Below are 13855 nucleotides of genomic sequence, written 5' to 3'. Positions count from 1 at the left end.
GGGCGGATGTACTGCAACTGCCGCCGGAGACGGCAGCCGTCCTCCGCACCGCCGCCGCTTGGCCGTCTCGCCGTCGAATCGGGCATCGCCCCATGCCGAGTTGCCGGACAAGCCGCCGACGGCACTCGGCGATCACGGATCCAGCTGTTCACGACCTCCGCCGTCCTGGGCATCGGTGATCTGACCGACGAGTCCGGCCGTGTCCAGGACGTTCCAGTCCTGCACGACCTTGCCTCCACTGACCTGCCACACCACGATTCCCGTCACACGGACAGTACGTCCTGTCGCGGGAAACCCCCGGAAGCCCCCGGTGTGCCGCGCGGTGGCGGTGAAGTGCGTGACCACGTACGGCCCGTCCGTCAATACCAGGTCAAGGGCAACCTCCACCTCGGAGAACGCGCTGTGCACCACAGCGATACTGCGTTGCGGTCCGGCCGGGCCGACCTTCTTCCCGTTGAGGACGAAGTCCTCCGCGAAGACCTCTTCCGCAGCACTCCCGTCACCCTCGGCCCAGCCTTTCGAGAACCAGTAGTCGACGAGTTCCCTGTGCTTCGACACGGCTGCTCCCATCTGCGATCACCTCTTGGTTCCCGTCACGATCACGAAGGTGCCGAGCATCAGGAAGCGGCCCTCGGCATCCCTGCGGAGCAGTTCTTCGTGCCAGGCGGCAGCCTCTTCCACCTCTGCCACGCCCTGGCCGACAGCGGCATCGGCCGCTCTGCCGATCCATGTCAAGGCGTCTGCGGAGGCAAGGTCCCTGAGGACAACTGGCCATGGGGTGACCGTCACATCCGAGGCGGCGGCTTCGACGAACAAGCCCCGCAGCCCGCGTGCGACCCACGGATTGGGAACATGGTCGCTCCACCAGGTCAGGATGCGGCGGGTGAGGTCCCGGTCGGAAAGGTCGGGCGCCCAGAGCCCGTGGTCCGGGTCGACTGCCAACACCCGGCCGCCCGGCTTGGTCACCCGCAGCATCTCCTTAACGGCCCTCTGCGGGTCTTCGACGTGTTCGATGACGCGCTCCGCACGGACGGCGTCGAAGGAGCCGTCCGCGAAAGGCAGCGCCTCGGCGTCACCGTGCCGGAACTCGGCCGAAGGCCCGGCCGCCCTCGCCCTCTCGACCGACTCCCGGCTGGAGTCGATGCCGACGGCCCGGCCACCGGGGCCGACCCTGGCCGCCAGACCGCGGACATCCGCGCCCGTGCCGCAGCCCACGTCCAGTACATGACTGCCGCGCCCGATCGGGAGCAGGGCGTCGAGTTCCCTCTTGAGCGGAGCCAACTCGGCTGCCGCCCGGTCGAGGAACTGCTTTGCGGCGTCGGCCCTGCGCCACACATCGGCGGGCCTGGCCCACTCGGATCGAGCATCCACCGTTCCGGCACCCCCTGTTGAGGCATTGAAGGGATTCGACGATAGGCACGACGTGTTAAGCGCCGAGAAAACACCGGCAGGGAAACCTGGCAGGATTTCGACACCCCGGATCGGCCGTATCCATGGTGTTCTTGGACCGCCCCGGCCCTCGACGCCACCGCCCGGGGCCAGGGCGGCTTGACGGTGCCGCCATCTCATGCCAGGCTATTAAATAGCATGCTAACTAATTTAGCGTGGGAGGGAACACTCGTGCCGGAATCACGGCGTACGGCCACGGACGAGCACACCCCGGAGCCCCTGTCCGTGCTGGTCATCGGCGGAACCACCGCGCGACGGAAAGAGGTTGCGTCGGCCCTGTCCCCGGCGGAGGGATTCTCCGTGACATCCCGGGAAGACGGCACAGGGGATGTCAAGGCGGTCGGCCACGGGCCGGCAGCGACGGTCACCCTCGGTTGTGGTGAACACCCTTCCCTGACCGTCTCCGCCTCGCCGGGACCCAGCGGCACGCCCATCGGAGGAGGCGGCCCGCGCGCGCGACGCTCCCCATGCACGGCGGAGAGCGTCGCGTCCGTCACGGTCACCGACCCGTCCTTGCTCGGACCGGCCATCCGGCTGCTCCGGTCCGGCTACCGCATGTTCGGCCCACGGCCCGAGCCGACGACGGAAGACACCCCGCGGCGGGAGCATGCGTTGTGGAAGCGGATGGAACAGCTCACGTGGCGGGAGACGGAGGTCGTCCGACTGCTGTTGCGCGGCTGGCGCAACACGGAGATAGCCGAGGCCCTGGACCTGAGTGAGAGCACCGTGAAGAGCCACGTGCACAACCTGATGGCCAAGCTGGAGTTCCACAATCGCGTCGACATGATCAGCACCGCCTATGTGACAGGTCTGCTCCGCCCCGGATTCCCGGAACTGTCCTGGCCCCCTCAGCCCCAGACCGGCCCCTGCTGACCGACCGGCACAATACGAGAGAAGGTGGGAGAACCATGCCTGCGCAGGCCCGGGTCACCCAGTTCCAACGGTTCGGAAACAAGATGATGGAGGTCTTCCACGGTCTCGGCCTGCCGATCGGGCCGCTGTACCTCCTGCGGGTCAAGGGGCGCAAGTCCGGGCGGGAATACACCAACCCGGTGGCGCCGGTCCGTGTCGACGGAACCATGTACGTGCTCCAGGCATTTCCGGGCTCCGACTGGGTGAAGAACGCACGCGTCGCCGGCGAGGGCTTTCTCGTCAGGGGACGCAGGGCACAGCACGTGGTGCTGCAGGAGGTGCCACCGGAGGAACGGGGGCCCATCGCAAGGGAGTTCCCCAAGCAGGTTCCCATGGGTGTCGGCGTCTTCGTACGGAACAACGTCGTGGCCGACAAGTCGCCGGCCAGCTTCGAGCGTGCGGCTCCGGAGATCCCCGTCTTCCGCGTCGTGCCGGTCTGAGCGCCGGAACCGCTCAGACGAGGAACAGGCCGGCGAGCGCGGCGGCGAAAGCCGCCAGCGCGAGCCAGGACCGGTGCAGGTTGGAGCGTGCCCACCGGCTCCTGTCAGTGCTCCAACCGTCGGGCAGCCGGTCGGCATCCCAGGCGGCGATGGCCCGGTTGATGCGGACGTTCGACAGTTCCGAGACCAGCGCGACACCGGCCAGTCCGGCCTCGGCAACACCGAAGGCCGCCCTGGCCCCACCACCGGGTACCAGGACGACCAGCAGCAGTCCGGCGCCGAGCGCGATCTTGTCGACGGTGGGCATGAGCGGATCGAACCTCGGGTCCAGCAGCCGATGCACTTCGACGTACTGCTTGCCGGGCAGGCCGGCCAACATCGGTACGACGGCGATCTGCACTGCGACCAGAACACCCGCCAGCACACCGCTCAGCAGGACGAGCACCGACGCCAGCACGTCAACGATCATGACAAGACTCCTCGGAGGCCCTATCGGCCGGTGTCCGGCCCGGGCAGTGGGGTCAGGGTGTGAAATCCATCATCACGCGGTACGTCCCCCTCTTGGCCAAAGTGCCGAAGCAGGCCCGCATGACCAGGTCCCGGGCCCAACAGGCGGCATCACCACGCCATTTGCCCAGAGTGCCGATGCGGTAGGCATTACGGACCATGGCGTCCACCCGCCGACGCCGAACGGCCTCGTAACCGGCGATCGCCGCACCGACATCCGATTCCCGGACCAGTTGCCCGGAGAGCGCGACGCCGTCCTCGATGGCCTGTCCGGCGCCCTGGCTGAGATTGAGCGTCATGGGGTGAGCGGCATCACCCACCAGCACCACGCGCCCATGCCCCCAGGCGAGTTCCCGTCCCGGCGGGCGGTCGGCGATGTCGACGGGCAGGATGGCCTCGTCCGGCGTCGCCTCGATGATACGGGGCACCGGATCCGGCCAGGCGGCATACGCCCCGCTCATCACCGCTCGCTTGTTCTTCCGCAGCATGTCGAAGGCCGTGCTGGTGCGGTCCGCGGTGATCGCGTCCCAGTACACCTCGTTCTCGTTGAGCCTGCAGTACAGGAACCGCAGGCCGTTGCGCCCCCATAAATTGAAGAAGGTGCCGCCCGGCACCGCCGTCTCGTCGGCGAGCGGGGCAATGGCCTGCCAGGCCGTGTAGCCGGCGTAGCGGGGCGGAAGGTCATGACCGTGCCGCAGGGCCTCCCGTACGACCGATCTCATGCCATCAGCCCCGATCAGCACGTCGGCCCGCTCGGCAGAGCCATCGTCGAGCAGGACGGTGACCCCCTCCGGGTCCTGCTCGAAACCGGTGCACCGGGTGCCCATCACCACGGAGTCACCGGCCTCTTCGAGCAGGAGCGCGTTGAGATCGGAGCGGCGCAGTGCCACCGCGGGCGCACGGATGCGGTGCGACTCGGGAGCGATCTCCCAACGGGCGAGCATGCGCCCTTGGTCGGAGCCGAACTCGTGGAAGAAGATCTCCGAACTGACCGCGCCGACCTGCTCGTCGAGCTCCAGACGGCGCAGCGCCAGGAAGGCGTTGTGCCACAGCATGAAGCCACCGCCGGTCAGCAGCCGGCCGGGTTCGGTGCGCCGCTCGAACACCGTGACGTCGACACCGGCCCGGCGGAGCCCGATGGCGGTCACCAAGCCCCCGATACCGGCACCGGCCACCACGGCCTTCTTGACGGTCATGCCTCCTCCGTCCCGGGAACGGCGGCACCATAGGAGTCGAGCGTCTCGCGGACCTCGTAGATCCTCCGCCGGAAGGTGCTCGCCCAGAACGGGTACATGGCGGCGGACTGCTTGATGTGCCCGGGGTCATCGGCCCAGGCATGGAAGACCTCTTCGGACTCCCATTCCGCGAGGAGGCAGTACTGGGTGGGGTCCGCGCTGTCGCGCAGCAGCACGTCCCGCAGATGCCCCGGGGTACCGCGCACCTTCTCGGTGACCTGAAGGTAGGCAGCCTCGAACGCCTGCTGGTCGGCGGGGGCGATGACAGCCGTCATCATGACCCTGATGGTCATCGTCTTCCTCCTTGCTCCGGCTCGGTGCCAGGGTCGAAGTGCGCCACGATTTCCAGGAGTTCCCTGGTCGCCGACTCCCGGAGGGGCTCCAGGGCGGCGGAGAGGGCATGCCGCCGGTCGCTGTCCTGATAGACGGTCAGGTGCTCCGGGGTCAGCCAGTCCGCCGTGATGACATACCGGCGCGGCGTTCCGGGGTCACGCAGCATCGTCTGGGCGACGGCGCCGGGCATCGTCCGGGTCACGGCGGCCGCGTCGAGCCATGCCTTTTCGAAGGCGCGCTCGCAGCCCTCGCGGACGACCATGGTCAGCACGGCGCGGATCACCGCTCGCCCCCGGCGCCCCGGTGCACGGGGCTGATCAGGCGTTCCATGCGTAGAACTCCTCCGCCATGGCGTCCCGGGGCGACCGCCAGGTCAGCGGATCGTACGCCTCGATGAACGGCTTCAGTTTCCGGTTGACGTCCTGGAAGAGCGGGTGGCCCCGGAGGCCCTCGATGCGCCCAGCCATCCCCGCCTCGGCACCGATGAGCTGAAAGTAGAGGCCGTTGAAGCGGAAGAGCCGGCGCTGCCTGACACCTGCCAGCCGCGGCAGTTCCGTGGCGTCCGACTCGGCCCAGACGCCGGAGACGCGCTCCGTGTCTTCGGGGGCCATGCGGGCGACGATGAGCGTGTACTCCACTGGTGCTCCTCACCTACTGCACAAGGGGGTTGGGCGCACAGGAGTGCGCGACAACACTTAGCTTGCTCACTATTTCTCGGCTATCGTGATACCGGGCTGCCGCCGCGTCCCCCGTCGGCGGCAGCCCGGGCGTCACCGTGATTCGATACGCGTCCGCTCCTCGATGCGAGCGCGGATCAGTGCCAACTGCACGGTGGAGTTGGCCGTGATCCGCGCCGTCATCGTCTCCGTGTCCACTGGGGCCCCTTCCTTCATGGCGAACTCCTGCCTCCAGCGAAGCTCCACTCCGCCATCGGTCGGCCGGTAGGTCCACACGATGTTCATAAAGGCGAACGGTCCCGTCTCGACCCGGTGGGCACGCACTTCACCCGCGGCCGGATCCTGGGTCCGCTGCGAGACCCAGCTCCACACCGAGCCGTTCTCGTCCGGATGCATGGTGAGCCGGAAGGTCACGGTGTTCCCGGCACTCTCCAGGATCTCCGCCGCGGCGTACTCACTGAACAGGTCGGGCCACGCGGCGACATCATTGGTGCGTCGCCACACCTCGTCGTACGGCGCGTCGATGACGACGGCCTGATCGGTACGGCCGGCCTGCAGCGCTCCGTTCGCCACGAGACGACGGTAGAGGCCGAAGAGCAGCTCGGCCGGGGTCCCACCGGCTCCGGTCTCGCTGTCCGACCCCAGTCCGAAGCGCAGCTCCAACTCGGTGAGGATGCCCAGGACTCCCAGTGAGTCGACGGCGAGGTCCGCGAAGGTCACGGCGGGCTCCAGCAGCCGGTCGGTGACGATACCCGCGCCGGCGGCCCGGTTGACGACCTCCGTCAGCTCGTCGAGCGTGATGGGGGTAATAGTCATGTTGTTGCCTCCTAGGTTTCGGTGTCCCGCACGGCCCGGACGACGACCGCCGCGTTGAAGCCCTCGAAACCGCGGGCCAGGACCAGAGCCGTGCGCACGGGCTCCGCGCGGGTCTCCCTGACGACATCGAGCGCACACCCCGGGGCGAGCTCCCCCAGGCATGGGGTGCCGGGGATGACCTGGTCGCGCAATGCCAGCAGCGCCAGGGCCACGTCCAAGGGCGCACCCCCCGCATGCAGGCGTCCGACCAAGCACTTCGGCGCGGTGACGGGTACTCCACGGGGCCCGAACACGGCGCTGATGGCCTCGGCCTCGGCCCGGTCCGCGGCCGGAACGCCGAGTGCGTCGGCGAAGACCACATCGACGTCCGTCGCGGCGACGCCGGCGTCGTCGAGCGCCAGGGTGACGGCCCGGCGCAGCCCCGGCTCCCGCCCCGATCCCGGGCGCGGGTCGAACGTCGCACCGTAGCCGGCGAGTTCTCCGTAGACGGGCCGACCGGTCCGGCGCCGCCGGGCGTCCTCGCGCTCGAGGACGAACATGGCGCCCCCCTCGCCGGCCACATAGCCGTCGGCTTCGGCGTCGAAGGGGACATAGGCCCTGGCAGGGTCGCTGCGACCGGTCATCAGCCGAGCGCTGGCGTGGCAGCTCAGCGCGTAGGGGCTGAGCGGCGCGTCAGTGCCTCCCGTGACCACTGCCGAGGCGTCGTCGCGCAGGATCCGGCGCGCCTGTGCGAGCGCATCGAGGCCGCCCGCCTGCTCGCCGACCAGGACGCCACAGGCGCCCTTCATGCCGTGCCGGATGGAGATCTGGCCCGTGGTCGCCGCGTAGAACCAGGCTATGGACTGATAAGGGCCGACGAACCGCGCCCCTTTGCTCCACAACTTCTGGATCTCCCGCTGGCCGAACTCGTTGCCGCCCGAGGAGGTCGCGGTGATCACGGAGATGTCGTACGGGTCCAGCTGCGCCGGGTCCACGCCCGCGTCGGCGAGGGCGCGTTCGGCGGCGGTGAGCCCGAGCTGGGTCCAGCGGTCCGTCTGGACGATCAACCGGCTGTCGAGGTGTTCGGCCGCGAGAAACCCGTCCACGACACCGGCCAGCCGTACCGGGTGGCCGGCGGCCTCCAAGGACGGCACCGGGCGGATTCCGCTGACGCCGTTCAGGGTCGCCTTCCAGAAATCCTCGGTCGTGGCCCCGTTGGGGGCGATCACCGACACTCCGCCGAAGACGGCCCGGCCGGACGCTGCCGTCCATGCCGTTCCCCTCACATCCCACCTCCGTTGCCGGGCCGGGTCAGGAGCATCGCCGACTGGAACCCGCCGAACCCGCTGCCCACGGTCAGCACGACGTCGACCGCCTGCTTGCGCGCGGTCCCGGGAACGAAGTCGAGGTCCAGCGCCGGGTCCGGGTTACGGAGATTGGCCGTCGGCGGCACCAGGTCGTTCTCGATGGCCAGCGCGCAGGCGGCGACCTCCAGGGCCCCGATGGCACCCAGCGAATGCCCGATCATCGACTTGATGGAGCTGACGGGAATCTCGTAGGCGGCGGAACCCAGCGACTTCTTGAGTGCGGCCGTTTCGTGACGGTCGTTCTGCGCCGTCCCCGAACCGTGGGCGTTGACATAGTCGATCAGACCGGGAGTGACTCCCGCCCGCCCCATGGCCGTGCGGATGGCCTCGGCCATGTCGAGTCCGTCGGGCTTGAGTCCGGTCATGTGGAAGGCATTGCTGCGCTGCGCAAAGCCGGTGATCTCGGCGTAGGAATGCGCCCCGCGGCGAGCGGCATGGTCCCTGCTCTCCAGCACGAGCACGGCGGCCCCCTCACCGAGCACGAATCCGTCCCGGTCCCGCGCGAACGGCCGGGAAGCATGCGCCGGATCCGTGTTGTTGCGCGAGGTCGCCCCGATGGCATCGAAGCAGGCCACGGTGATCGGGGAGATCGGGGCATCGGTCGCTCCGGCGATCACGACGTCGGCCAGCCCCTCGGAGATCAACTGCGTCCCGTGGGCCACCGCGTCGAGTCCGGAGGTACAGCCGGTGGAAATCACCGTCGCGGCTGCCTCGGCCCCTGCGGCCCAGGCCACTTCCACCGCCAGTGTGCTGGGAACCAGCGCGCGGTAGAGGTGTGCGGCAGCTCGTTCCGGAGTGATGTCCCAGGTGGCGCCCCCGTCGCTGAGCACCACGTACTCGTCCTCCAGCCGGGTGGTGCAGCCCACCGCGCTGCCGATGCTGACGCCGACCCGCTCGGGCGGGACCCGCCCGGGTTCGAGACCCGCGTCGGCCAGCGCCTCGCGAGCGGCGACCACCGCGAACTGGGCGCTGCGGTCCATGCGTTGGATCTCTTCGTCATCCAGTCCCTCCGCAGCGGGATCGAAGTCGGCTTCCGCGGCGATCCGGGACTGGAATCCCGCAGGGTCGAACAGGGTGATGCCGCGGGTGGCGGTCCGGCCGTCGGACAACAGATCCCAGTACGCCTGTCGGCCCAGCGCGCCGGGCGCGACGATGCCCATGCCCGTGACCGCCGCACCCCAGTCCCTCATCGGAGCTCCTGGGCGGCAGGCAGCGGCTCGGTGTCCACGTGCCCCAGGTCGGGGCGGGGCGCCAACGGCCCCAGGTGGTAGACCAGTTCCGCCGTGACGGACCCGGTGTTCTCGAGCCGGTGGCGCACATGGGCAGGCACCAGCATGCCCTCGCGGGCGTTCAGTTCGATCGGTTCGCCGTCCATCCGGAGTGTGATGGCGCCGGACAGCAGAAGGACGAACTCCTCGGAGTACGGGTGGTAGTGCTCACTGATGTACTCCCCCGGCCGAAGGGTGGCGAGTCCCATGAATCCGCTGACGGCCCCCACGTTGGCGGGACCCAGCAGGGTGCGGAGCACTCCGCCGCGCCGCCGGTTCTCGGGCACGTCGTCGATAGCGACCTTGCGGAAGACGGGCCCTTGGGCCCTGGTGTTCCCGTTCATGGCCAGGTGGCTCCTCACGTCGTCCCGGTGGAGGCTCGGGGCCCTGCCCACCTTCTCGGTACGGAGTCTGCGGGCGGGAAGAAAAGCCTCGGTTAGTTCCCGGGAAAAGCACGGGACCATGGGAGCGATTGCCGTGGGCCGCCGCCCTGCCTGCCTGCCTGCCTGCCTGCCTGCCCGAGGATCCCCGCCCAAGATCGGGTCACGAGCTATTAGGAGCCCTTATCCGGCGCTTTATCCGTCCCTCCGATACTCGACGCAACCCAACTGGGAGGGAAACCCATGACAGCTGCGCGTGGACGCGTCGTCGTACTCGACGACGTCAAACCCGTCGAATGGACCGGCGAGTCGGGCCGTTGGCTGCTGCGCGGAGAGGATACGGGCGGTCTGTACTCCTTCTTCGAGGTGACGACTCCGCCCGGCGGCGGCCCGCCCCTGCACATTCACCAGGAGGTCGACGAAGCCTTCTACGTCATCGAGGGCGAGTACGAGATAGAGGTCGACGGCGAGAAGCACAAGGCTGTCCCCGGCACTTTGGTGTACGGACCGCGCGGAATCCCCCACCGGTTCCGCAACTCCGCGGGCCGCATCAGCAAGATGCTGTGCATCGCCGCCCCTGGCGGGATCGAGAACTGGTTCCGGGAGCTCGGTGAACTCACCGGCGGGCCGCAGCCGCCCGAATGGGAACGCATGCAGGAGCTCGCCACCCGGCACCGCATCATCGGGTTCCGTCCCGAAGGCGGCCCGCCTCGCAAGAGCCCCGGCACCGAGTAGAACGGCGACCGGCCGGGCACGGCACACCGCCGCGCCCGGCTTCCCGACCACTCACCGACCTGCTGGAGGCTCGTCATGCCCTCAGGGCGCTACCCCTACCGACACGCCCTCATCACCGGAGCGTCCAGCGGGATCGGCGCGGAGTTCGCCGCGCAACTGGCGCGTCTGGGCGCCTCGCTGACACTCGTCGCCCGTCGCGCGGACCGGCTCAAGAACCTCGCGCAGGGACTCGGCCGGCAATACGGTGTCCCGGTCGAGGTACTCGCCCTCGACCTCGGCAGCGAAGCCGACCTCGATACCGTGGCCCGGAGCGCGGGCGACCGCGAACGGCCCGTGGAACTGCTGGTGAACTGCGCCGGGTACACGGCCACCGGACTCTTCGGTACGTCACCGCTGGAGCGGGACACCCACCAGATACGGGTCAATGTGGTGGCCCCGGTCGTGCTCAGCCATGCCGTACTGGAGGGAATGCGCGAACGCGGTCACGGCGGCATCCTCCACGTCTCGTCCATCACCTCGGTGCTCCCCATGCCGAAGACCACCCTCTACGGCGCGGCCAAGGCGTTTCTGAGCGCGTTCGGCGAGAGTCTCCACATGGAGACGCGGGCCGACGGGGTGCATGTCACCACCGTGCGAACCGGGCTCACCCGCACGGAGTTCCACAAGGTCGCCGGGGTGGACACGTCCGGACTGCCTCCCCTGGGATGGCTGGAGCCGGAGCGCGTCGTGGCATCGGCCCTGCGGGCGGTCGCCAAGGGGCGCCCCTTCGTGACGCCGGGTGCGTTCTACCGACCGCAGCCGTTCCTCCTGGGCGCGCTGCCGCGCAGCGTGGTGCGATCCATGGTCCGGCGGACCTACCGGATCTGAGGAGTCCGGGACCCACGATGTCCGCGCGCCCGGGCGGGGAACAGGGTTGCCGCCGACCGGTGTTCCGCGCTTCGGATCACCGGCCGGTGGACCCCACCAGCCCGAGTTCATGTGCGAAGATCACCAGACAGAGCCGGTTCCGCAAGGCCAGTTTGCGCATCAGCCGCTGCACGTGCGAACGCACCGTGTTTTCGCTCAACCACAACTGGGCGGCGATTTCGGCATTGTTCCGCCCCGCCCCCACCAAAGTCAGCACCTCCAGCTCCCGTCGGCTGAGCTTGCCCAGAACCTCCTGGGCATCGCGTCTCAGTACCCATTCGGATGTCAGGGCCACATCGCCGATCCCCTCGTCGTACAGCGCCCCCTCCGGCAGCACCGTCCATCCCCCCGCGACCAACAGGGCGCAGTCCACGAGCTCCCTGTCATCGACAGAGCTCGCCACAATGCCCCGGACGCCGAACCACAGAGTCGCCGCCAGCCCTTCGAAGCTCTCGTCCACCACCAGCAGTACCGGCGGCGGCACGGCCGTCGAACGGGAAATGAGCCTGCCCAGCAGGCCGCACCCGCTCCGGTCGAGCGTGGCTATCACCAGATCGGCACTTAGGACGTCCTCCTCGTTCGGTCCACGCACCAGCCGCAGCTCGTGCTGGGCCGCGACCCTCTCTTCCAACGCCCTGCGGCTTGTCCCGCTCTGCCCCACGACGGCAGCAGTAAGCAATAGGTCCCCCCTCTCCAGGCGCACGTCCTCCCGGCTCAGGACCGCCGGTGGACGGTGCGCCCAGAGGAGAACGATCGCACTTCCATGCCATCGTTCTCAGTTCTTTCGATTCATGCGGACGATGCCCCGCCGGCCGTCCGGCCCCGGATGCCCTCCTTCTCCAGCCGGGGAACGACTTCGGCGCAGAAGTACTCGAGCTCACCGGCGTAATCGACGAAGGAGAGGGCGAGCCCGCCGATGCCCGCGGCCGCGAACCTCGTGATCGCGGCCGCCACCTCGTCCGGGGTACCCACCAGGGGGGAACCGCCGTGTCCCGCGGCGAACCGGGGCCGGAACCGGGCGATCTGTTCCTCCGTGAAGGACTGCGGGCCGATGCCCTGACCGCGCATCACGGTGTCCACCCCGGCCCAGTCGGCGTGCTCCTCGGCGTAGTAGCGCAGATACTCCTCGGCCTCACGATGCGTGGGACGGCACACCACGAAGGCGTTGGACAGCACGCCTGTCCTGTCCCGGCCGTGGCGCCGGGCCGCCGCGCGCACCCCGTCCACCAGCGTGGTACCCCCGGCCGGATCGAACGTCGCGGTCAGCAGGAAGTCGGCGTTGCGGGCGGCGAACTCCCGGCCCGGGCCGGACACCGCCGCATTGATCACCGGGAGCGCTCCACCGGCCGGGCGGGGGCTGCCGTGCACCCCGCGCATCCCCCGGAAGAATTCCCCGTCATGGTCGAAGGGCCGCTCCTCGGACCAGATCCGGCGGACCAGATCCCACCACTCCTGGGCATGGGCGTAACGACGCTCCGGGCTGTCCGGGAGATCCGTACCGAACGCCTCGTGTTCCGCCTTGTACCAGCCGGCAACGATGTTGAGGCCCGCCCGGCCGGCACCCACCTCGTCGAGCGTGGCGAGCTGCTTCGCCGCCACGACCGGGTGCAGGAAGGCGCTGTGCAACGTGGCGAAGACCGAGATCCGACGGGTCACGGCCAGCAGGCCGGAGGCCCAGGCCACGGTCTCCAGCGCGCTGTCGTGGAAAGTCGTTCCGGGCCAGCCGATCCAACGGCCGACCGGCAGCAGGAAGTCGAGGCCGAGCCGGTCGGCCAGCACCGCCGTCTCCACGCTGTCCTGCCAACTCCCCTTCCAGCGTTCCGGAATCGTGGTGATGGCCAGCCCCGATGACGCGTTGAACGCGAACAGCCCGAGCTTGAAGCCGCTGTCCGCAAGCATTCTGCGTTCCACTCGCCCCTCCAGCACAGATGTCATGGGTCCTCGCACAGGGCGGGAGACAGCGCAACGGGGCGGGCACGGAGAAACGGTGGATGCGAAGTCCACCGTCCCCGCGCCCGCCCCGCCTGTCATCCCTGCCGACCGAGGCTAGCCACGCCGGTGCGCGCCGGAGTAAAGCCGGGCTCAAGGGCCCCGCTGCGCTCAGTTCCGCCAGGAGCCCCGGGCCTCGTAGGCCGGGCTCCACTTGGTCTTCAGAAGCAGCCGCACCGGCGGGGGCATGAAGGAGTGCACCTTCTTGACCGCGTCGGGCGTGGCCTGGTCGAGCATCCACGGGAAGAACTCCGCCGCGCCCTTGAAGCCGAGACTCGAGCGCTGGTCGGCCAGGAAGGCCTTCCACTCCTTCTCGGAGAGCGCCTCCCGTACATACGGGAACCCCTCCTTCTCCTCATGTTCCAGGTGCGACTCCAGGCACTCTCCGAGCGCCGCCACGGCCTCGGCCAACCGGTCCGCCGATGCCTCGCGGTCCGCCATCACCGCGTCGACGCCAGCCAGTAACGGATCGAGCCGTTCGTGCTCCTCCTCCAGCTCCCGGAGAGTGGAGAGCACGTCGGTACGGTGGCGCAGCCCCTTGGCCATCCGGGGCCACAGGTCCCGATCCTCGCCCTCGTGATGGATGCGCAGCTGCGTCTTGAGGATCCCCCACCCGGTCTCCACCCGTCGCCGCGCCAGGGGATCGTCGAGCGAGCGGCGGGCGACCGACTTCTCCAGCCGCCTGATGTCGCGGCGGAAGGCGTCGTGGCTCACCAGCATGAGAGTGAGGTCCACATAGTCCTTGGCCATGATCGGCTGTCCTTTCGACGACCTCTACATTTCGTTAGCTTGCTACTTTATTCTCGACCCCCAGCCCTGTGTCAACGGAACGGCCGGGGCGGGTCGAACCGACTCCGCCCCG

At 69.1% G+C, this 13855-nt stretch carries 18 protein-coding genes; 4 read left to right on the top strand and 14 right to left on the bottom strand.

The features are described from left to right. Positions 1–132 precede the first annotated feature (132 nt). Positions 133–558 carry an ester cyclase gene (locus tag AB8735_RS28850; protein ID WP_372410360.1) on the bottom strand — a complete coding sequence of 142 codons (426 nt, stop codon included), beginning with the start codon at positions 556–558 and terminating at the stop codon, positions 133–135. Between the two features lie 18 nt (positions 559–576). Further along, entirely contained in the window at positions 577–1371 is a 795-nt protein-coding gene (locus tag AB8735_RS28845) for a methyltransferase domain-containing protein (protein ID WP_372410359.1), read from the bottom strand. A 378-nt stretch (positions 1372–1749) separates the two neighbouring features. On the opposite strand from AB8735_RS28845, the gene AB8735_RS28840 reads away from it, so the two are divergent. Together AB8735_RS28840 and AB8735_RS28835 are read left to right on the top strand one after the other, a co-directional pair. Then, positions 1750–2322, top strand: a complete 573-nt coding sequence (locus AB8735_RS28840; protein WP_372410357.1) for a response regulator transcription factor — start codon at positions 1750–1752, stop codon at positions 2320–2322. Positions 2323–2357: 35 nt separating this feature from the next. Then, a complete protein-coding gene (locus tag AB8735_RS28835) occupies positions 2358–2801 on the top strand; it encodes a nitroreductase/quinone reductase family protein (RefSeq protein ID WP_372410355.1) in 444 nt (147 codons plus the stop codon). Between the two features lie 13 nt (positions 2802–2814). Here AB8735_RS28835 and AB8735_RS28830 read toward each other — a convergent pair whose 3' ends face one another. From AB8735_RS28830 to AB8735_RS28790, 9 genes are all read right to left on the bottom strand, one after another. Further along, positions 2815–3270: an anthrone oxygenase family protein gene (locus AB8735_RS28830; protein ID WP_372410354.1), complete on the bottom strand. Its 456-nt coding sequence runs from the start codon at positions 3268–3270 to the stop codon at positions 2815–2817. A gap of 52 nt (positions 3271–3322) precedes the next feature. Then, entirely contained in the window at positions 3323–4504 is a 1182-nt protein-coding gene (locus tag AB8735_RS28825) for an FAD-dependent monooxygenase (RefSeq protein ID WP_372410352.1), read from the bottom strand. Beyond that, positions 4501–4836: an antibiotic biosynthesis monooxygenase gene (locus AB8735_RS28820; RefSeq protein WP_372410350.1), complete on the bottom strand. Its 336-nt coding sequence runs from the start codon at positions 4834–4836 to the stop codon at positions 4501–4503. Before AB8735_RS28820 ends, AB8735_RS28825 begins: the two co-directional genes overlap by 4 nt. Next, positions 4833–5159, bottom strand: coding sequence for an antibiotic biosynthesis monooxygenase (locus AB8735_RS28815; protein ID WP_372410348.1), 327 nt, complete (start codon positions 5157–5159; stop codon positions 4833–4835). The genes AB8735_RS28820 and AB8735_RS28815 overlap by 4 nt, the downstream gene beginning before the upstream one ends. Positions 5160–5193: 34 nt before the next feature. Next, on the bottom strand, positions 5194–5514 hold the full coding sequence (locus AB8735_RS28810; RefSeq protein ID WP_372410347.1) for a TcmI family type II polyketide cyclase: 321 nt from the start codon (positions 5512–5514) through the stop codon (positions 5194–5196). Positions 5515–5646: 132 nt separating this feature from the next. Next, on the bottom strand, positions 5647–6111 hold the full coding sequence (locus tag AB8735_RS28805; protein ID WP_372411928.1) for an SRPBCC family protein: 465 nt from the start codon (positions 6109–6111) through the stop codon (positions 5647–5649). Positions 6112–6380: 269 nt separating this feature from the next. Beyond that, a complete protein-coding gene (locus tag AB8735_RS28800) occupies positions 6381–7634 on the bottom strand; it encodes a ketosynthase chain-length factor (RefSeq protein WP_372410344.1) in 1254 nt (417 codons plus the stop codon). Continuing rightward, the gene (locus AB8735_RS28795; RefSeq protein WP_372410342.1) at positions 7631–8905 is read right to left on the bottom strand and encodes a beta-ketoacyl synthase; all 1275 of its coding nucleotides are present in this window, start codon (positions 8903–8905) and stop codon (positions 7631–7633) included. Before AB8735_RS28795 ends, AB8735_RS28800 begins: the two co-directional genes overlap by 4 nt. Further along, positions 8902–9327 (bottom strand): cupin domain-containing protein, encoded by a 426-nt coding sequence (locus AB8735_RS28790; protein ID WP_372410340.1) that lies wholly within the window; start codon positions 9325–9327, stop codon positions 8902–8904. Before AB8735_RS28790 ends, AB8735_RS28795 begins: the two co-directional genes overlap by 4 nt. Positions 9328–9606: 279 nt before the next feature. On the opposite strand from AB8735_RS28790, the gene AB8735_RS28785 reads away from it, so the two are divergent. Both AB8735_RS28785 and AB8735_RS28780 read left to right on the top strand, forming a co-directional pair. Then, on the top strand, positions 9607–10098 hold the full coding sequence (locus AB8735_RS28785; RefSeq protein ID WP_372410339.1) for a cupin domain-containing protein: 492 nt from the start codon (positions 9607–9609) through the stop codon (positions 10096–10098). 75 nt (positions 10099–10173) lie between these two features. After that, complete coding sequence (locus AB8735_RS28780; protein ID WP_372410337.1) at positions 10174–10965, top strand: SDR family NAD(P)-dependent oxidoreductase; 792 nt, start codon at positions 10174–10176, stop codon at positions 10963–10965. Between the two features lie 76 nt (positions 10966–11041). Here the strand turns inward: AB8735_RS28780 and AB8735_RS28775 are convergent, their stop codons facing one another. The 3 genes from AB8735_RS28775 to AB8735_RS28765 form a co-directional block, all read right to left on the bottom strand. Further along, a complete protein-coding gene (locus AB8735_RS28775) occupies positions 11042–11665 on the bottom strand; it encodes a response regulator transcription factor (RefSeq protein WP_372410335.1) in 624 nt (207 codons plus the stop codon). 128 nt (positions 11666–11793) lie between these two features. Next, positions 11794–12903, bottom strand: a complete 1110-nt coding sequence (locus AB8735_RS28770) for an LLM class flavin-dependent oxidoreductase (RefSeq protein ID WP_372410332.1) — start codon at positions 12901–12903, stop codon at positions 11794–11796. 201 nt (positions 12904–13104) lie between these two features. Continuing rightward, entirely contained in the window at positions 13105–13743 is a 639-nt protein-coding gene (locus AB8735_RS28765) for a hemerythrin domain-containing protein (RefSeq protein WP_372410330.1), read from the bottom strand. Between the last annotated feature and the right edge of the window lie 112 nt (positions 13744–13855).

The sequence above is a fragment of the Streptomyces luteireticuli genome (assembly GCF_041519305.1).
Taxonomy (GTDB): domain Bacteria; phylum Actinomycetota; class Actinomycetes; order Streptomycetales; family Streptomycetaceae; genus Streptomyces; species Streptomyces luteireticuli.
This window is presented reverse-complemented; position numbering and strand designations above follow the sequence as displayed.